A 17911-nucleotide genomic window follows, 5' to 3' on the forward strand; every position below is an offset into this window, starting at 1 on the left:
CGCCCTTAGGTTTGGAGGCGGGCTCGGGCTTAGGCTTAGCGGTCGGACCAGTCGCGTGGCAGCTCGACCCCGGCTTCTTTCAACGCCGAAACGTAGGCATCGAGCACCTCAGAGCCAGCAAGTCCGCGTGCATCAGCGTCGCTCGCCCAGGCTTCTGCGATCTGGGGCAGGGCTTCTGCCCAGCGGGTGCGTTCCTCTTTTGAGAGCTCGGTCACTGTTGTACTTCCGCCTTCGGTGAGCGTATGCATCGATGCCTCGATGCGTTCCGCTTGCTCATCCAGATATGCTTCGGAGAAAGCTCTCCCCCCTTCGCGCAGAGCTTCCTGCACAACCTCAGGCTGTGCGTCGAACCAGCTTTTATTGGCAACTACGGAACCAGCATATTGAGCGCCGAAATTGGTGATAGTAATATGCGGGGCTACCTCCTGTAGCCGCGCTGGCGCGGCCGCGGTGGGGAAGACAATCACACCATCGAAGACTCCGGTCTGGAGGTCGTTGTAATAAGTGGTCAGATTGCCAGCCACGCCAACGGCGCCAGTACCTTCCAGCCAGTTGACGGACGGTCCGGGTGCGGCGATGCGGCGGCCCTGAAGATCGTTGACGGATTCGACCGGAAAATTGGTCATTAGAAGGTAGTTATCTAGTGCAATGCCGCCGCCCAAATATTCAGCGTCATACTCATGCCAGCTTTCGGTCATGCCTGGAATCACTGCATGGAGATTGTCGATCACTTGGAGGATGAGTTCGGGATCTGGCGTACCGAAGGGCGTAAAATAGGTGACGTTCTGGAGCGGTAGACTGGTAGGATTGAAGAGAGTTGACACCACGCCTACTTCGGCCAGTCCGTCTTCGATCGCCTCCAGTTCGCCGCCAACGGCTGCTAGCGTGCCCCCATAGGCTTCCGTCCAGTCAAAAGAATAGTCAGTTCCCTTGAGGACCGCGTCGACGGTCGGGATGAAAGTCTCGCTCAAATGTTTGACCCACAGAAATGACTGCGGATGGCCGTTTATAACGGTAGAACGGATCGTTTCGGCTTCAGCCGGTATCGTGGTGGCGCCCACGAGGAGTGTTAATGTAAGGAAGGCACTCTTCGATGCAGGTCTCATTGTAATTTTCTCATTTGATTGTTGTGGGTTTCTACTGGTCGGCGAGCGCGCGAATGCCTCCAGCAATGAATGTCCGCGCGCGCGCAATTACTTCTTCGACATCGTCGTCATGACATTCACCGTCTGACAATTCCGAGGCGCGGTCAGTGCGCGCCATTAATGAAAGGGCAACCGCCACCCCCTGGAGGTAACCCCAGGCAGCTTCTTTACGGCTGAGACCCGGAACGATGGACAAAATCGCATCTATAAATTCGCGGGCAGCGGGGTTGTATTGCGCGCTCGTCAGGGTTCGGGATCGCTCATCCATGCCCGAAGCCACATGAACCAGTAGGCGCGCATAATTGTGTCCGCCATGCTCCTCGTCTCGACCGAGCTCAATAGTCGGGCGCAGGAAGGCGTCCAAGAGCTCTTCCAGTTCCGGCCGCCCGCCATCAGCAAACAGGGCGTTCTTCAGGCAACGACGGCGCTCATTGATCGAGCCAGAGCGGCGCGTGACCACAGCCATGAACAGGCTCTCCTTGTTGCGGAAATAGTAATGTATAAGAGCGGAATTTGTTTCCGCCTTTTCAGCGATGGCACGTGTGGTGGCGCCTTCAAAACCGTTATCGGCAAAAACGGCTTCGGCGGCATCCAGTATCGCCTTCTGGGTATCCTGCTGTTTCTGGGGCACATTGCTTGTTTCCGACACGATGGTCACCTTTTGTGTTTAACCAAATGATTTAATCACATGGTTAATTCATATGGTTAATTACTGAGAGGGTAATTGTCAAGCCGTTTTTCGTTAAACCACGCTCGTACCTTGATCGCCTTCATGACTGAGTTCGGCTTCATTCCCGAAATTTACGTCACGGTGCCGGGCTCTCATTTAAATCAATAGTATTACCCGGACTTTTTAAGGAGGCGCTGAGTAAGTCTCGCAGTAGCTGCCTGGCAGCCATTGATACGCTGCCACTGTCTGAGCAGAGCCGCCCGATGAAGCAGCTATAGTTCGTCAGGCTGAGCACCAGAACAAGAAGAAGGTCACCCGCCGCGACCCGGCATAGTTGGATGCCTTGACAGGAACTGATTGAGGCGCTGTCGCCGTCCTACTTCACGAATTCGGCGCGCAAGCGTGGCCGGCCATTCATCGGTATGAAGCGCATGCTGCAAATCTACTTTCTGCAACAGTGGTATGCCCACGCCAACGAGGCGCTGAAGGATGCTATCTACGCCAGCCAGGCCAGCATCCCGGCTACCGTGATCAAGGTGTTTGTGAGATAGCGGCGGATATTCCAGCGACTCAGACGCTTCTCAAGCAAATCCCGGTCACCGAGCTAGGGAGCATTGCTCGGCGCACCGGCGAGAGATTGCGGATAATGGGGATAGAGACGGCCTGACAGCTTCGTGAAAAAGATCCCAAGCAATTTTAGCGTTATGTAGGAACGCATCGTCTGGGAGCTACGAAGCTAGCCGATATAATTCAAACCAAACAACAAGTTATCGTTTCTCATTCTTTTGTGCGCCTCACCAACAGCTCTCACGATCTTCGGGAAGCTATTTGCGAGCATGCTGCCAGGGCGAGTGAAACACCTCGATATACTCGATGATCGCCTGTCTCGCTTCATACAGCTAATCGGAGCGAAACGGGTTGGTACGCCCAAACACCATGATGACGCTGGTGACGCTCTCTTGCTTTTGCAACTTCTCTCGGCGCCGCGTGGTGACGAAGCCTTCAAGTGGTTCGAGATCCATAGTGCCTCTCCCCTTCTTTTAAGAGCAGACTGCAACAATCCCAAATTATACCAATGACGCTAAATTAGCTAAATAGCATCAAAAATAGCGGTTATTTAACCCATTGATAACATGGCACTGCTGCTAGCTTTATTTGTATTTATATATAGTTAACCTTGGCGAGCTTACCATGTCAAAATTAAAAGAAAACCAGGTAATCATTCTTGCACCTAATGTTGGCGCCATCAAAAGTGTAAATAAAAGTTATTTTTCATTTGATATAAATAAAATTACAAACTCTGCTATTGAAAAAATCATCAAATATCTTGCTGCCAGTCTTAACTGTATTACCGAAGAAGAATATGGTGTCGCAATCAACTATGATACAATATTTTTTAGTACAGAAAATCCTTTTGATAAAAATGGTGCTGTCTTCTTTCTAGACACTCTCAAAGATCCAAAAACCTCCCAAGAAATCATAGAAAAATCACGCACACTGGCATTATTTATCATTCAACAACTTCTTCCTAACGATGACCTTTTTAGTCAAAGCCTCGATCTATCTTGGTTAGGTAAAGAACAATTTGAAACACTAGAAGAACGCCGAAAAGTGTTTCTATCAAGATGGAAAAATGCAAAAATATCGGATGGTTTTAGTCTGATCGACACTATTGAGAAAGAGTCTCTTCTTTACGTTAATTCCGAATTCATTGCACTCGACGATGAGGAAAAAACGAATATATCGATCGAAGGCATTGGCCTGCCTGATGGTTTTTCAAGAACGCAAAACTGGATAGAGCTTCGCGTTATTGAAGATAGCCTACAACAAGCAGGTGACATAAGACACTTTACCATCAACCACCCCGAAGACATTAAGGTATTTTTAGAAGCCAGTTATCAAGAATCTTATGTCCGCTTCAAAGCAAAAAAAATAACGCAAAAAATGAAGCAAAAACCTTCCTATATATTAACAGAACTTAAAATAGACAACACATTAATAGAAATGGATCAGTTCACGCTTACTAGTGAAAGCGAAGAAACATTGGATACGTACAACTAAGCTTTCGTTAATGCGGCAAAGAGCCCGCAAGCTAGCACGGCTACAGACAGCTCGTGACTGTTGCGTATCGTTCCTTCCGGAGATCTTTTAAGGCCAATGCCAACATATTCTTGGCGTCGATCAAGCACATTATCGACAATAATCGGAAACGGATCCAGCTGGAACTTATTACTGCTATTTTCTTGATAAAAGCCATTATATTTTAGCATCTTGACGAGCTCTTCAGGCGCATTTTTTAAGGCAATCTGTATATATTGCTTTGGCACATTAAACAGAGAAAACACCTGTATAAGAAAGGAGCAGTGATGCTGATGACTCATTAGTAGCTGACGATTCTTACTGATTAAAAAAGGTAACTCACCCAAAATGACGCTACCATCCAAGCTCACCAACCGGCTCTCTTCTAGTCCTGTCACATGCTCAATAAGTCGGCGCCACGCCTTTTCGCCTACTTGACGTAATAAAATATTGGGATGGTTCGCCCCACTTACCCAAGCATCGCTTTCCCCTTTTAATTTAAATCGCATATGTGATTCAGCGTCGCGAACGATTTTTGCAATGACTTCTGTATCCTCTGGATTAAGATTAACGTGCGCCCCTGCACGCTCGTAGCTCATGCCCAGCCCTACAAACCGTAGTACTTTCCATAACACCATAAAATTTAAACGAGTGTAACGAACGGAAATATCGGTTTTTTCAAGCGCCGGCATTTCAATACGCGACAATGTCTTGGTATTTAAAACACCGTCAATATTTCTTGCACGCACATGAAGAACTGGGGTTAGTTGATCTGCCCAATCCGTTACCACGTGACTGTAATTTAACGATCCAGTACGCGGATGACGATGCCCCATCAATCTCGCCGCGGCCATACCGCTGCGTCGCGATACATGACTGTCGTGGCCCAACACCTGCTGACGTATGAACTGTGGATCAAGGTGAGCGCTTATCGCTTCTGTTAGCGGTGTTTGTATCCCAAATAACGATGGCGCTATGGTGTTATAGAACGTGTGCCGGCAATGGTGCAGCGTCATTCCCCTACTTGACGTCCCGTTGCGCAGTAACTGAATCAACACCGGGCTGACCTGCGCTGCCCAGTGAATGAGCTTGACTTGGCTCGCGTAAAGTTCACCCAGTAAAGGGCGTTTTGAATCGTTACCCGCCAGCGAGTGGAAGCGACTTAACACATGATCAATGAGATCCTCTTCGGCTGGATCTAGTGCAAAAAGTAGTGGCACTGCGCGGCGACTGGCGTCGCTTTTGAGCTTGCGCTGCGCGTTATCACGCACCAGCACCCAACGGATACCGTAATGCTCACACCAGTCATTGCGCTGTAGCCCTATTGCTTCTTGCGCGCGCAGCCCAAAACGAAACGTCAATAACAGCACAAATCCTAACAGCAGAAATTTCTCATCGTGTTGGCTTTGCCATTTTGATTGCAAAGCGGACTGACACAGGAGGTATTCACTTTGTATCAACATCCCTGCGCGAACGCTGCGGCGATCATTCTCGATAGCTAATTCTTGCCAATCAGGGCTTGCCACCCCCAACGTTTCCACCCACGCATGAAAATCACGCAACCGATGACTGAAGTAGTGCGCATCTTGCGACGTTAGCTCGACGAACGTCAGCATTTTAGCGTAAAGGTGCGTGACCTCCTCTTCGTCAAAATCGAGGAGATCCACCTGGTAGCCAATCTCGGCGAATGCTGATTTCAGTGCTGAGAAATACCGCGTTAATGAGCTTTGCGCATAGTCGTTCCGTTTGCCGACTTTGCCTCGCCGCATAATAAAACTCATCCACCGCACTAATAGCAGGACGCAGGTACTGACGTGCCCGTCGTATGCGCTGCTTAGCTTATCAAGTTGCGAAGCCCCCTGGCGTAATTGCCGCTTTGTATACCCTTTCAGAACCTCTTGGACATTTTCATAAAGCTGTTGCGCATTGGCCTGCTGCTCCACTTTGTCGAGATGGCGCCAACGAGACGTTTTTGTGGCCGACACATTGAGTTCACTGTCTGCGCTATCGCCGTGGGTAGGAAATGCTAACCTAACGCCGTCTCGAATCCGTAGCTCATCGTGAAGCGGTAAGCTCGTCGAAAGAACACGTCCACCTAGCATGCCTGCCACCATGCCAGGCAGTGATAAGAGATTTACTTGATCCATCAGGTCACCCAAGCTTGCAAACAAGGCTTGAACGCTTGTCTCCGCTATGTTCGGCAAATGCCCTTTCAATGCATCAGGGGGTGGAGTGATAGTGGCTGGCATCAGCACTTTGTTTAGATCGATTTCTTTTTGAATTTGCTGCCCGGCGGCTAGCAAAGATGCCGTCTTATAGCTGATACGGTGGCGCTGAACGGGTGCGAGGTAATTGTCCAGTTCCAGGCTTTCGCTATACTCAAGCAAATACTCTTGCTTGTGCTGAATGAGTCGATAATTACGCCCTCGGGCTACATCTAGCAGCATACGTTGATAACTAATGCGTTTTTCTAAGCACAACAAAAGCGCCCCAACGCTCAAAGCGCTCAATTTAGAAAAATGCGCTTTCAGTACTTTCGCTCGAATGTTATCCGCCCACCGCTTTAGCTCTGGCCACAATGAAAGGGCCTCTGAAGCCTTGCTGGACAGTAACGATTTTTCAGCCGACGCTTCTGCCACGCGCTTACTGATACCGTGCTGGTGCCGGTTGCCTTCCTCTTTCAAGCACCGCAACAGCACTGACAACCGTAGCGATGCATAGGTATGTATCACCGAACCACTTCGATGCAGCATACGCTGAACTAACACATCAATATCGTCCTGTGTCAGCTCCCCCCATGCTCTGCGGCTCATATATATTGCGATATCCGCTTCAGCCGCTTTACGTTCTCGCACCATCGTTTGGCGTCTTTCGTGTTCTCGCTGGCACTGACCAAACCGACGGTTCACCAGTGCCTTTTGATAGTGCTGATCCTCAGCACTGCTAGATGGAGGCGTTAATAAAGGCAACACCGAAGGCAGCGTGGGAGGAAAAAAACCTAATTCATCAAAGGCGGTGTTCACCGCATCGGCATAGCTGTGCGCATCGTCTGTCCAGCAACGCGGCGAAAAATCGCCGTAGGTCGCCACACTGCGCTCCGCATGCCCCATCCACCCATCAACCACTTCTGCTGGCACCTTCAAAAAACGCAGCTGTTGGGCATAGCGATGGCGAAACACGTTGCCGGGCAAGGGCCACTGAAAGAGAGGCACCCCGGGCAAGTCGGTGCTTGTCATGGAGTGCCATACCAGCGAATCATCCAACAAGAAGAACAGCGGAAGTGCTGATAAAGCGTTGTTATCAAGTGTTTGATGTATCGCTTCTGCCAGCGCAGCGTTGACGTTTTTGAGTACTTGAGCCAGCCATTGCAAATGCGTCACGTAACACTGCAACAGTTCGATCGCTCTGTCTGGTAACGGCACCATCCGGCTACTTCGACGCCCTTGGTCGATTTTATCGTTAAGGTATAAACAACGTGCTGCTAGGTTGAAGTGGCCCAGCGACTCAAATGGATCTTTAAGATATCGGCCGCCCGAGGCTGCATAAAGTCCCATGACACAGTATTGAGCCAGGACGTTGTGATAGTGAATCAGGTCACCGTCGGCGCTGCCTTCAACCATTGCCCTGGCGTTAGTAATCTCTTGACGCAACACCGTCGTGATGGGCGAGAGACGGCTACCAATCAGATTCACGGAGGGGGGAAATGGCGTTGAGTCGGAGAGGGATAGAGACAATCCTTTTTCGATCGCGGTTATATCCCATGTCGCATAGCTGCATGCGCCTGGCAACCCTGCGTTGGGGTGAGCGGTTAAAAGACGCGCCAAATGGGGGTCATGGGTGTTATCAAAGACGGCTTGTCCCCAGATCTGCGCCAATTTAGCGCTCGTTACTCGGGGAAAATGTAATTGGGTCTGCTGATAAAACCAACGTTCCAAAGGCAGAGTGTTCTCCCACATATCCCCTAACGTGGCGAGCGAAGCTTGCTGCGCGTTAGCGGCTCGCTGGAGGATCGCAGTGACCTGTTCCGGCGGTTCAACGGAGAGCACTTCTCTTATTGAGTGAACATAATCGAGTGATTCGCTATTGGGTTGCCAGGCATTCCCACGTCGAGGTGATTTCCGCGTTATCGATGAAAAGTCACGTGTCAATGTCCACTCATCACCCGGGGCATCATCTATCTGAAACTGTGCAGCAAAATAGAGCGAGCGTGAGAAGCGAACTGACAGCCATACCATCACGGCGCCGAGCTGCTCTACCTCATCGGTTGAAAATAAGCATTGATCCACCCAACTAAGCAGCTTTTCTCGCTCTGGCGGCAGTAGCTTTTCCCAGCTCCATGGCAAAAAATGCGATGCTTCTGCCGTTTGGACAAAATAGCTTCGGCTAGCTAATTGTTGTTCCGCATCGCTATCAGAGGGATCTACCCTTGCAACATAGACCCCCTCATCCTCTGGGTCTTGATCGGCATCTTCTTCTTTTTGATACGCGTAAAATTCGTACTCGGTATCTTCGCTTTCGTCATAACCTTGGTGTACCAGTGGGAGGACAGTCGGCAAGAACCGTTCAATACGCAAGAGAGATGCTATTGCCTCATGATTAATGGGATTAACATCTTGACGCGCAATAGCAGTAATGGCGTTGAAAAAGCGGCTATAGCTCTTGTTATCACGATAATCATGACTCACCTCATCGGCGGCAGAGATGAACGCATCGTTAACACGCTCAAGCGTCGGCTCATGCTGCCCCACAAAACTGCGACACCGCCTTAATAGCGCGTCTACCACATGCCATTTTTCATCGTAGGGGCCTAAGGTCATAAAACGTGCTGCATCACTGATATTGCGATCCGCGATACATTTTTGATGAGCGATACGCTGTGCTGCGTGCACCAAAAACCATAAACGCAAAAGTCGACGCCAAAACAGCAGGTAGCCTTCGGTCGACTTCGCCTTACCATCAGCCAGCGGGTTAGTGAGCAACGTAATCAAAAACGTTTTATTTTTTACACCTCCTTCCTGAAACTGACGTTTGTTTTGTTCAACCGTGCCGACGTGAGGTACCTGTGAGTAGTCACGAGAGATGTCTGGCGATGCATTGAAATGGTTAACAAACCGCTGTAGTTCATCGACTATCGGGTCGCCCGCCCAAAGCGAGAGAATCTCGACAGATTCAGGGTGAGAGCATTCCCTTACAAGATTGGCAATCGCGTCATTGCGGGGGCTTAGTCCTAGGGCGTGATAAATGACCTGGAGAACATCAAGTAAATTCTCCTCGTGCGCCCATGCTATTAGCTTGCGGTACCGCTTCCCGAGACTTACGGTCACTGCTTCCAGCTGCTGGCTGTGACAATCTCCTACGCCTTCCCGTGTCATTAATAACCCTTACGTCCAGAAGCGGCATTTGCCGAAAACCGCTCTATCATAAGGTTTAAAGCCATTTAAAACCATTTAAGGACAAAATAAATGTCCTTAAATCATCAGTCTCATAACCGTCATCGGTTCAAATCCGGTCCCCGCTACCAATATTTTGAAAGGCAGATCAGTTACTTACTGGTCTGCCTTTTTTGTTTCTGTTCGTCTGCAAACTTCCTGTGACACATCTGTGACGTATATGTGACACATTCGCTCCGTTGCTTGCGTCAGTAATTGATTCTTACGACCTTCAGTCAACGACTGGCAGTATTAATCACCTCTCATTTTTCTCATGATTTTCTTGAATTTCTAACAAATCACCCACTTCACAACTGAAAAGCTTGCATAGCTTATCCAGTGCATCAAGCTCGATTCGCTGAGCAGTTTCTTTATAAAGAAGCGTAACAGTATTGCGGTTAAGCCCTGTTTCACGCGCAACATCCACGATCTTCATTTTGTGCTCACCCATCAAGCGCGCGAGATGACAACGAACCATCAAAACCTCCTGTGAATGCTTTTTGTTATCCTGAATGACAAAAATAGCTTTCAAATGGTATTTTGCTGTCTAAAATGTCACTCAGGATGACATTCTGATATTTGGAATGCCTTTTAGTCACGCAGAATACCACTCCTTTTGGAGGTTTTCGATGGAATCATCTTATACCTATCTCACGACCGAAGAGCTTGCCCAGCGCATCAAGTACGACTCCCGAACTATCCGACAGCAGTTAAAAGACAGCGTCCTTATCGAGGGCACCCACTACATCAAGCCATTTGGCCGACGGAAAATTTTGTTCTTGTGGGAAGCCGTTGAAAAGGAAATGCTTAAAGCCGCTCATGGCACTATTTCCATTCCGATGGCACATGGAGGCTATAGCCATGGGTAAGGTTCGCCAACGAAAAGAGACGGGTAAGCTCTATCTGGATTTTTTCTACCAAGGCCTGCGGTTACGTGAGCAAACTGCACTGAAAGACAAGCCTACTAACAGAAAAAAGGTGGAGCAATTACTGGCAAAAGTAGAAGCAAAGATTTTGCTAGATGATCTCGACTATGCTGAGTTTTTCCCAGGCAGTAAAAATTTGCAGAAGCTGGGGTTAAATAACGCCGCTAAAAATCAAACTCTTCAACCTGCACAGATCGAGAACACTCAACCAGCTGTGGAGACACCACTCTTCAACGACTTTTCTGATCAGTGGTTCGACGAAAGCAAAATCCAGTGGCGTGCTTCCCACGTCCGCAATGTGAGTTCGATCTTGGATAGCTCGCTGAAGCCAACTTTTGGGAAAAAGCCCATCGGAGAAATCACCAAGGCCGACATCATGGCGTTCCGCGCTAAGCTCGCTAAACGCAGGGGCCGCGGTGCCACAGGATTTGTGTCGCCTAAAACGATCAACAGCCATATGTCCATTTTGCGTATGGTGCTCGATGAGGCGGCCGAGCGTTTCGATTTTGAGACGCCCTACAAAAATATTAAGCCGTTAAAGCTCCAGAAGACGCACATCGAGCCGTTTTCGCTACATGAGGTGCAACGCATCATCGATAACGTCCGCGCAGATTATTGCCACTATTACACAGTACGGTTCTTTACCGGCATGCGTACTGGTGAAGTCGATGGGTTGAAGTGGAAAAATATTGATTTTGCTAAGCGTGAAATCTTAGTACGCGAAACATTGATCAACGGCGAAACGGAATACACCAAGACCGATGGGTCGCAACGAGAAATCCCTATGTTCGGGCAGGTGTATGACGCCCTCAAAACGCAGTACACCGCTACTGGGCACATGAGCAAGTACGTGTTCTGCAATCAGATGGGACAGCCGCTTGATCACAATAACGTGACGAAGCGCGTGTGGTATCCCTTGCTCAAGTCTCTTGGGCTGACCAAACGCCGTCCTTATCAAACACGCCATACTGCCGCGACACTCTTTTTGGCATCTGGCGAAAACCCAGAATGGGTAGCGCGCATGCTGGGTCACAGTTCAACCGAAATGCTGTTCAAGGTCTATTCCCGTTACGTCCCCAATGCCACCCGTATGGATGGCTCTGCCTTTGAGCGTTTGTTAGACAACACCACTCCCACTAAGCCCCAGAAGGAGCAGCATCATGAAACGGCTTGATAACGCCCCTACTCATTTGTCTCGCACCTTCACGGGCACTTATCGCCTTACTGGGCGCGTGGTGGAGTTCGATAACGCGAAAACGCCTTTCTTAAAGCTGCGGCTAAGTGATTGCGTGGGGGATCAAATCGCGATGCTCAACTTGAGCAAAACAACGGTACCTGAGCGCATCGGCCATCTGGACTTTGTTACCGCTTCCGGAGTGAAGTGTTTGTCAGGCCAATTCATTCTTGATGAATTCCGCAAGGCGTCCCGGGATGAAGTGACCTCTATGGATACCCTGCAATCGTTGCCACGGGTGTACTCCCCGATGCCAGAGGTATTCGATAAGTTAGTCGCGACCGTACAGTCGCTTCAATCAGACTGCCTTCGAGCGTTTTTGACGCGGGTACTGGAACGCAAGGATCGTCTTGAAGCTTTTTTGAATGCTCCGGCCAGCGTCAATTATCACCATGCGTATCCAGGTGGTTTGCTACAGCATTCGCTGGAAGTTGCCAATCACTCTGTGGCAATGCTTCGTCTTAACGAGCCCGCCATGTCGCGCCTGATGCAGGAAACATGTTTTGTCGCGGGGTTATTGCACGATATTGGTAAGACATATACTTATGATTCCAAGGGCAAGCCAAATGCCGCCTGGAAGCTGTGCAGCCATGACGTGTTTACGCTAGAGGCTTGTGCCTACGGGCTTACATACTTGGATGCACATGTACCCGACATTGCGATGACACTTCGCCATTTGTGGACATGTGCTTCGCCAGGTGCTCGTTACGGACAACCCGCAGCGATGACGTTGGCTCGTTATATTCGTGACGCGGATGGGCAAAGCGCGATGGCCGATAACCAACAGCGGGCTTTTCGCCGTCAAACTAACAAGGGATTTGGCCGACTCGGACAAAACCTTTTTTGGCAACCTCAACTACCTGCCGCAGCATCTCATTGATGCCGTATTCTACTTTTCGACCTGGGCCGTCAGCTTTTGGTGTGGCGGTTCTATCAAAGCAAAAGAAAAATTTTATGACCATGCCTAGTGAACGCACGCGCTCGGTTATCCAGACCCGAGAGTTCTTGATTGAGCTAAGCCGTAACACTGACTTTCCAGCAACCATCCGCAGGGAAGCAAAGCAGCTATTAAGGCATTACCCGTCACAGATAGAGATGCTAGACGCTGGTCAAATGGAAGAGCACCTTACTGATGGGACTATATTCCAGCCTATTTTCAGCCCTGCTATTGAGGGACTCTAAAGTGTAGCACTACTCAAGCAGAGTGTGACGTCGCATGTTGTCTAAATGGCCAGCCGATTAACCAAACTACTTACTCACCGTAATCACTTGGCACTTCGCGGAATGGCTCACTTTGTGCGAAACACTGCCAATAACGACGCCTGCAAAGTCGCTTAACCCTCGGCTTCCCATCACAATAGTATCGATATCTCTTGCATTTGCGGTATCTAAAATGACTTGAACGGGATCACCATGCGTCAATGTTTTTTCTATATACTGAGCGCCCTCCTCCTGCGCTGAAGTGATCGCCTCTTTCAGCAATTGCTCGCCCGCCTTCTCTCTTTCAGCGAGAGTCGCGCTGGCATCAATAGCACCAATGCCCCATACCAGCGTGGTGGTATAATCACGTGTTTCAGGAACATGTAATAAATAGAGTGTTGTGGCTTCTTTATCTACCAGCTTGCAAGCCACTGACAACGCTTGTTTGGCATGTTCTGAGCCGTCAATGGGGACTAAAATTCGAGTATACATAACGGGTCCACCTCTATTTATTCTGAACTGTAGCACTAAAGTCTTAGACGAAATGTAGCTTTCAGACGCGTAAATACTGGTAGCGTTATAATGCCTAGTTGAGCTGGTTTAAAAATGGCTGGCTGCTTGGAAATACAGTCAGCTTGAAAGCAATCGAATATAAAAACCAATATTATTTATGAAGTTACCTATACCTTGGAGGTATCATGGAGCTACGCCACCTAAGGTATTTTTGCGTTGTCGCTGAAGAGCTTAATTTTACCTGCGCGGCTGAACGGTTACATATGTCACAGCCACCACTTTCCCGTCAAATCAAGCAATTAGAGCAAGAAGTGGGTGCTGAGCTGTTTGAGCGAAGCTCAAGAGGATTGCGTTTAACGCCGCCTGGCGTCTTTTTTCAGCAGCACGCTCTGCAGATTTTAGAAAAAGTGGAAGTCACCATCGACGCCACTCGACACATGGCGCGTAGCAAACGTGCACTATTTGGCATTGGCTTTGTACCCTCCGTATTTTACGGACAGCTACCAATGCTCGTGCGTGACTTACGCCGTATGGATAATGTTGAGCTCTCACTGGCAGAGCTGACGACGGTACAACAAATTCAGGCGCTCAAAGCGGGTCGCATCGACATGGGCTTCGGACGCTTACGCATTGATGATCCCGACGTCGAGCAGGAAATTCTTTTCGATGAACCATTGATTGCCGCCCTTTCGAGCGGTCATCCATTAGAGGGCACTACCCCTACCTGCGAGGAGCTGGCTCGCTATCCACTCATTCTCTTTCCCGCGAAGCCACGCCCTAGCCTGGCAGACATGGTACTCGGCATTTTCCGCCGCCAAGGGCTAAAAGTGGAAGTGGTACAGGAGGCAAACGAAGTTCAGACGGCGCTAAGCCTTGTCGCCTCAGGTATCGGCATTACGTTGGTTCCTGAACAGGTTAAGCGCGTTCAACGGGATGGCATTGCCTACGTCGCATTGGCTGACAAGACAATAACCTCACCCGTTATCTGCAGTCGTCGGCGAGGAGAAAAACCCTCACCGCTGATGCAGGAAGCCAACGCTATTTTAGAAGTGCTCGTGGAGAACCGTCGCTCAGGCCGTTACCCTTGAAGTCCTTCCTTTATGGGCGCAGTACGGCCACTGGGCAGGACGTTTCGTGCAGCACTTCATGGCTAACGCTGCCAGCCACTACTTGCGAAAGACCACTACGCCCATGGGTTGTCATGGCAAGCATCGTATTATGGCTACCCGCTAAGTAGCTGACGATAGAGGCCGCAGGGTCACCATGCAGCACCTCCCAATCAACCTCTAACGCTTGCTCGCTCTCGACACGGCGTGCCAAAGCGCTCAGATAAGCTGACTCCATGATATCGGTATGGCCCAGTACCGTTGGCTTTCTATCGCCATTGGCATCCATCACCTGCAGTAGCTGCAAACGAGCTCCCAACCGCTTCACCAAGGCTGAGGCATAGGGCAAGATTTGTTCTGATAGCTTAGAGCCATCGACGCAAACGGCTAATACGTCAACACGCTGGTGAGCACGGCTGTCATAGCGTGGGCCGCACAAGTAAACCGGGCGGTGGGCTCGACGTACAACACCGGCAGTTACGCTTCCTATCAGCATTTCCGGTACTGGGCGGCGACCATGAGCCATCATACATAGCCCGGTATCCTCGCGACTGGCAAGCTCACCCAGATACTCTTTGGCGCTGGCATGAGCAACGACATCAATGGCCACTGTTTCAAAGCGGTGGGCCGCCAAGCGCCTCTGCAGTTTAGTGCGCTGAGGGGCGATCTCGTCTTGCGTCAACACCACTGAGATAGCACATACCTCTACGCCTAGTTGGGCCGCAAATATTTGCCCAAACGCCAGCGCATGCAAAGCACTTTCACTATCATCAACCGCCACAACGATTTTTTCCATGGTTCCACTCCCACTACCGCTTAAGTAGTATCACTGTTATTAGGTTTTATGGTTAAGCGAGTTAAAACGTCGATGCAGCAGGTTATAGGCAAGCGCCCCAACGACCACTCCCCAGAAGGCGGAGCCTAAGCCTAGAAAGCTAATGCCCGAGGCGGTGGCAATGAACGTAATGACAGAGGCTTCGAGATGGCTCTTTTCAGCCGCAAACGCACTGATATTGCTAGTGATGGCCCCCAGCAGCGCAAGACCTGCAAGTATCGCCACAAACTCCCCCGGCAATGAGGTAAATAGCGCCACAATAGTGCCAGCAAAGATGCCACCAATAAGATAGAAACCGCCATTCGCCACTCCTGCAACATAGCGTTTATCAGGGTCTTCGTGCGCTTCCTTGCTCGTGCAGATGGCTGCCGTAATCGCTGCGATCACCGTAGTAATACCGCCGAAAAAAGCGGTAAAGAACGACGTTAAACTGGCAACAATAACGATTGGCTTAGCCGGGGTGGAGTAGCCTGAGGTGCGCAAAATGGCCATGCCGGGTAAGAATTGACCCGTCAGACTGACCAAGACCAGCGGAATAGCCAGGCTCAAGGTAGCGTTCCATGTCCACTCGGGGCGGATAAACTGTGGATCCGCAAACTGAACGGAAACACCTTCCAGACTTGCCCCTTCTAAAAAAACAGCCAACGTAACACCGGCTACTAGTAACAACACCAGGCTGTAGCGCGGCGTAAGCCGTTTAAAAACGAGGTAAGCGATAATCATACCAATCGCTAATGCTGGCACACTTTCCAAGGAGACGAAGACTCCCACACCAAATTGGAACAGAATCCCCGCCATCATCGCGCTAGCGATACCAGGGGGGATCATTCGAATAATTCGGTCAAATGAGCCGGTAACACCAATCAAAAAAATAATAACCGCTGCCGTCAGGTAAGCACCTATCGCTTCATTGAGTGACAGGCCTGGGAAGAGTGTCACTAATAACGCAGTGCCAGGTGCCGACCAGGCGGTAACCACCGGTACTTTCAACCACAGGCTTAGAAGGATACCTGAGACAGCTGCGCCGATAGAGATTGCCCAGACCCATGACGTCATCATGGCGTTGGATATTTCGGCGCTCTGGGCTGCCTGAAAAAAGATCGCCAAGGGGCCAGAGTAAGAGACCAGCACTGCCACAAAACCAGCAGCGATTGCCGGAATCGACAGGTCTTTTAGCAATTGCTTGTGAAATTGCATGCAACACATTTCCCTGTATCAATGAATTTAACGCGATAGCCAACATCAATTCCGGTAAACAACCGCTTGCCGGAGCCATGTCAGGCGACCCCGAGATGGGTTTCAAGGATTGAAGGATTGTCTTTTAGCCCCTGGGAATCACCGCTATAGACCACTTCTCCCTTCACCAGCAGCAAGTGTTTTTCAGCTATATCCAGCAGGTTGTCGATATTTTTATCGACAATAATGGTCGATATGCCAGTTGCCTTGATTTCTCGTATGATCTTCCAGATTTCATCTCGAATCAGCGGCGCAAGCCCTTCAGTCGCCTCGTCAAGAATCATCAAATCGGGATTTGTCGTCAACGCGCGACCAATCGAGAGCATTTGCTGCTCGCCGCCCGAGAGAAAAGAGCCATCGTGGTTAATACGTTGCCCCAGGCGCGGAAACGTATCCAGGACTCGCTCCAGGGTCCACGGACACTCCCCACGCTCATTGGGGCGCGCCGCCATGACGAGGTGTTCGCGTACGCTGATTCCGGGGAAAATCCCGCGACCTTCCGGCACGTAACCGATCCCTTGACGAATCAGTTGCCAAGGACGTCGCTTGGTTGCAGAAACACCTTTGATAAACACCTCGCCATGGCGTGGTGGGACAAAGCCAAGAATCGACTTCAGCGTCGTGGTCTTACCCATCCCGTTACGCCCCAGAAGACTCAGCGTTTCGCCTGGCATTAGCGTCAGATCCACCCCATGCAAAATATGGCTCTCACCGTAGTAAGTATGCAGCCCTCGGGCATCAATCAATGGTGTATTGGTTTGCTCAGCGCTCATGCCGTGGCCCCCTCATCGTGGCGTCCCAGGTAGACATCGCGCACCTTTTCGCTGGAACGTATCTGTTCTGTCGGCCCGCTCTCTAAAACGCATCCATCGACCATAACGGTGATACGATCTGCCAGTCGGAACACCGAATCCATGTCGTGCTCTATCAATACCAGCGTGTAGCGATCTGTTAGGCTCGCGAGTAATTCAGTGACCTGAACAGTTTCCTCTCGTCCCATTCCTGCCATCGGCTCATCGAGCAGCATCACCGAGGGTGTCGTCGCCAATACTATTGCGATCTGCAGTTGGCGCTGTTCGCCATAGCTCATATCTGATGCGGTCGTATAAGCGCGGTGAGTCAATTGACAGGTATCCAGCACTTCCTGAGCTCGCTCGCTCACCTGCCGCGCGATGTGTCGCGAACGCCAACTGCCAAACACGCCGCCCATATGAATACGCGCTGCCAGCTCGCAGTTCTGGAGGCAATTCAGGCGTGGAAATATGTTGGTCTTCTGGTGACTTCGACCAATACCCATCCGCGCAATCTGGCGCGCACTTTTTCCTTGAATGGGGTGATCGTTGTAAAGCACCTTTCCTTCAGAAGGAGGGATTTCCCCGGAGAGCAGATTAATCAATGTGCTTTTACCGGCACCATTAGGACCCAAAATGGCATGTATTTCGTTGGCTTTAACATCAAAATCAACGTCATTAACCGCCACTAAACCACCAAAACGTCGGGTCAACCCCTGGGTGGCCAAGACAATTTCGTTGCTCATG

Annotated in this window: 16 protein-coding genes and 1 pseudogene; 7 read left to right on the plus strand and 10 right to left on the minus strand. The window is 50.1% G+C overall.

What is annotated here, in order from left to right; translation table 11 throughout:
• Positions 1 to 35: 35 nt before the first annotated feature.
• Both KO116_RS19215 and KO116_RS19220 read right to left on the minus strand, forming a co-directional pair.
• The gene (locus KO116_RS19215; protein WP_082072651.1) at positions 36 to 1106 is read right to left on the minus strand and encodes a C4-dicarboxylate TRAP transporter substrate-binding protein; all 1071 of its coding nucleotides are present in this window, start codon (positions 1104 to 1106) and stop codon (positions 36 to 38) included.
• A 31-nt stretch (positions 1107 to 1137) separates the two neighbouring features.
• A complete protein-coding gene (locus KO116_RS19220; RefSeq protein ID WP_052703805.1) occupies positions 1138 to 1794 on the minus strand; it encodes a TetR/AcrR family transcriptional regulator in 657 nt (218 codons plus the stop codon).
• 295 nt (positions 1795 to 2089) lie between these two features.
• On the opposite strand from KO116_RS19220, the pseudogene KO116_RS25155 reads away from it, so the two are divergent.
• Positions 2090 to 2327: pseudogene (locus tag KO116_RS25155) on the plus strand (IS5/IS1182 family transposase); the annotation flags it as partial.
• Positions 2328 to 2714: 387 nt separating this feature from the next.
• Here the strand turns inward: KO116_RS25155 and KO116_RS26110 are convergent.
• A complete protein-coding gene (locus tag KO116_RS26110; RefSeq protein WP_268762328.1) occupies positions 2715 to 2837 on the minus strand; it encodes a hypothetical protein in 123 nt (40 codons plus the stop codon).
• A gap of 169 nt (positions 2838 to 3006) precedes the next feature.
• On the opposite strand from KO116_RS26110, the gene KO116_RS19225 reads away from it, so the two are divergent.
• Positions 3007 to 3876: a hypothetical protein gene (locus KO116_RS19225; RefSeq protein ID WP_035563525.1), complete on the plus strand. Its 870-nt coding sequence runs from the start codon at positions 3007 to 3009 to the stop codon at positions 3874 to 3876.
• On the opposite strand, the gene KO116_RS19230 is transcribed toward KO116_RS19225, so the two are convergent.
• A complete protein-coding gene (locus KO116_RS19230) occupies positions 3873 to 9266 on the minus strand; it encodes a hypothetical protein (RefSeq protein ID WP_035563522.1) in 5394 nt (1797 codons plus the stop codon). The two genes, KO116_RS19225 and KO116_RS19230, sit on opposite strands and share 4 nt — an antisense overlap.
• Before the next feature lie 313 nt (positions 9267 to 9579).
• Positions 9580 to 9855, minus strand: coding sequence for a helix-turn-helix domain-containing protein (locus tag KO116_RS19235; RefSeq protein WP_442905775.1), 276 nt, complete (start codon positions 9853 to 9855; stop codon positions 9580 to 9582).
• A gap of 97 nt (positions 9856 to 9952) precedes the next feature.
• Between KO116_RS19235 and KO116_RS19240 the strand changes: the two genes are divergently transcribed.
• The 4 genes from KO116_RS19240 (at position 9953) to KO116_RS26215 (ending at position 12665) form a co-directional block, all read left to right on the plus strand.
• On the plus strand, positions 9953 to 10192 hold the full coding sequence (locus KO116_RS19240) for a hypothetical protein (RefSeq protein WP_035563516.1): 240 nt from the start codon (positions 9953 to 9955) through the stop codon (positions 10190 to 10192).
• A complete protein-coding gene (locus tag KO116_RS19245) occupies positions 10185 to 11423 on the plus strand; it encodes a tyrosine-type recombinase/integrase (RefSeq protein ID WP_035563514.1) in 1239 nt (412 codons plus the stop codon). Before KO116_RS19240 ends, KO116_RS19245 begins: the two co-directional genes overlap by 8 nt.
• The gene (locus tag KO116_RS19250) at positions 11410 to 12363 is read left to right on the plus strand and encodes a TraI domain-containing protein (protein ID WP_035563511.1); all 954 of its coding nucleotides are present in this window, start codon (positions 11410 to 11412) and stop codon (positions 12361 to 12363) included. The genes KO116_RS19245 and KO116_RS19250 overlap by 14 nt, the downstream gene beginning before the upstream one ends.
• Before the next feature lie 80 nt (positions 12364 to 12443).
• On the plus strand, positions 12444 to 12665 hold the full coding sequence (locus KO116_RS26215; RefSeq protein WP_327050455.1) for a BPSL0761 family protein: 222 nt from the start codon (positions 12444 to 12446) through the stop codon (positions 12663 to 12665).
• Positions 12666 to 12731: 66 nt separating this feature from the next.
• Here KO116_RS26215 and KO116_RS19260 read toward each other — a convergent pair whose 3' ends face one another.
• Complete coding sequence (locus KO116_RS19260; RefSeq protein ID WP_035563505.1) at positions 12732 to 13175, minus strand: universal stress protein; 444 nt, start codon at positions 13173 to 13175, stop codon at positions 12732 to 12734.
• 206 nt (positions 13176 to 13381) lie between these two features.
• Here KO116_RS19260 and KO116_RS19265 point away from each other — a divergent pair, with 206 nt between their 5' ends.
• Positions 13382 to 14284, plus strand: coding sequence for a LysR family transcriptional regulator (locus KO116_RS19265; RefSeq protein WP_035563502.1), 903 nt, complete (start codon positions 13382 to 13384; stop codon positions 14282 to 14284).
• Between the two features lie 10 nt (positions 14285 to 14294).
• Here the strand turns inward: KO116_RS19265 and KO116_RS19270 are convergent, their stop codons facing one another.
• The 4 genes from KO116_RS19270 to KO116_RS19285 all read right to left on the minus strand — a co-directional run bounded on the left by KO116_RS19270 (position 14295) and on the right by KO116_RS19285 (position 17910).
• On the minus strand, positions 14295 to 15098 hold the full coding sequence (locus tag KO116_RS19270; RefSeq protein ID WP_035563499.1) for a universal stress protein: 804 nt from the start codon (positions 15096 to 15098) through the stop codon (positions 14295 to 14297).
• A 39-nt stretch (positions 15099 to 15137) separates the two neighbouring features.
• Complete coding sequence (locus tag KO116_RS19275; RefSeq protein ID WP_327050446.1) at positions 15138 to 16334, minus strand: benzoate/H(+) symporter BenE family transporter; 1197 nt, start codon at positions 16332 to 16334, stop codon at positions 15138 to 15140.
• An 80-nt stretch (positions 16335 to 16414) separates the two neighbouring features.
• The gene (locus KO116_RS19280; protein WP_035563493.1) at positions 16415 to 17146 is read right to left on the minus strand and encodes an ABC transporter ATP-binding protein; all 732 of its coding nucleotides are present in this window, start codon (positions 17144 to 17146) and stop codon (positions 16415 to 16417) included.
• Positions 17143 to 17910 (minus strand): ABC transporter ATP-binding protein, encoded by a 768-nt coding sequence (locus KO116_RS19285; protein ID WP_035563490.1) that lies wholly within the window; start codon positions 17908 to 17910, stop codon positions 17143 to 17145. The genes KO116_RS19280 and KO116_RS19285 overlap by 4 nt, the downstream gene beginning before the upstream one ends.
• Position 17911 lies beyond the last annotated feature (1 nt).

It is taken from the genome of Halomonas sp. KO116, assembly GCF_000734975.2.
In the GTDB taxonomy this organism is placed as follows: Bacteria; Pseudomonadota; Gammaproteobacteria; order Pseudomonadales; family Halomonadaceae; genus Vreelandella; species Vreelandella glaciei.

Excerpts from the sequence above, each read along its gene's own strand:
- KO116_RS19215 (WP_082072651.1), bottom strand. The coding sequence starts at position 1,106 with ATGAGACCTGCATCGAAGAGTGCCTTCCTTACATTAACACTCCTCGTG.
- KO116_RS26110 (WP_268762328.1), bottom strand. The coding sequence starts at position 2,837 with ATGGATCTCGAACCACTTGAAGGCTTCGTCACCACGCGGCGCCGAGAG.
- KO116_RS19225 (WP_035563525.1), top strand. The coding sequence starts at position 3,007 with ATGTCAAAATTAAAAGAAAACCAGGTAATCATTCTTGCACCTAATGTT.
- KO116_RS19230 (WP_035563522.1), bottom strand. The coding sequence starts at position 9,266 with ATGACACGGGAAGGCGTAGGAGATTGTCACAGCCAGCAGCTGGAAGCA.
- KO116_RS19240 (WP_035563516.1), top strand. The coding sequence starts at position 9,953 with ATGGAATCATCTTATACCTATCTCACGACCGAAGAGCTTGCCCAGCGC.
- KO116_RS19245 (WP_035563514.1), top strand. The coding sequence starts at position 10,185 with ATGGGTAAGGTTCGCCAACGAAAAGAGACGGGTAAGCTCTATCTGGAT.
- KO116_RS19250 (WP_035563511.1), top strand. The coding sequence starts at position 11,410 with ATGAAACGGCTTGATAACGCCCCTACTCATTTGTCTCGCACCTTCACG.
- KO116_RS26215 (WP_327050455.1), top strand. The coding sequence starts at position 12,444 with ATGCCTAGTGAACGCACGCGCTCGGTTATCCAGACCCGAGAGTTCTTG.
- KO116_RS19260 (WP_035563505.1), bottom strand. The coding sequence starts at position 13,175 with ATGTATACTCGAATTTTAGTCCCCATTGACGGCTCAGAACATGCCAAA.
- KO116_RS19265 (WP_035563502.1), top strand. The coding sequence starts at position 13,382 with ATGGAGCTACGCCACCTAAGGTATTTTTGCGTTGTCGCTGAAGAGCTT.
- KO116_RS19270 (WP_035563499.1), bottom strand. The coding sequence starts at position 15,098 with ATGGAAAAAATCGTTGTGGCGGTTGATGATAGTGAAAGTGCTTTGCAT.
- KO116_RS19275 (WP_327050446.1), bottom strand. The coding sequence starts at position 16,334 with ATGCAATTTCACAAGCAATTGCTAAAAGACCTGTCGATTCCGGCAATC.
- KO116_RS19280 (WP_035563493.1), bottom strand. The coding sequence starts at position 17,146 with ATGAGCGCTGAGCAAACCAATACACCATTGATTGATGCCCGAGGGCTG.
- KO116_RS19285 (WP_035563490.1), bottom strand. The coding sequence starts at position 17,910 with ATGAGCAACGAAATTGTCTTGGCCACCCAGGGGTTGACCCGACGTTTT.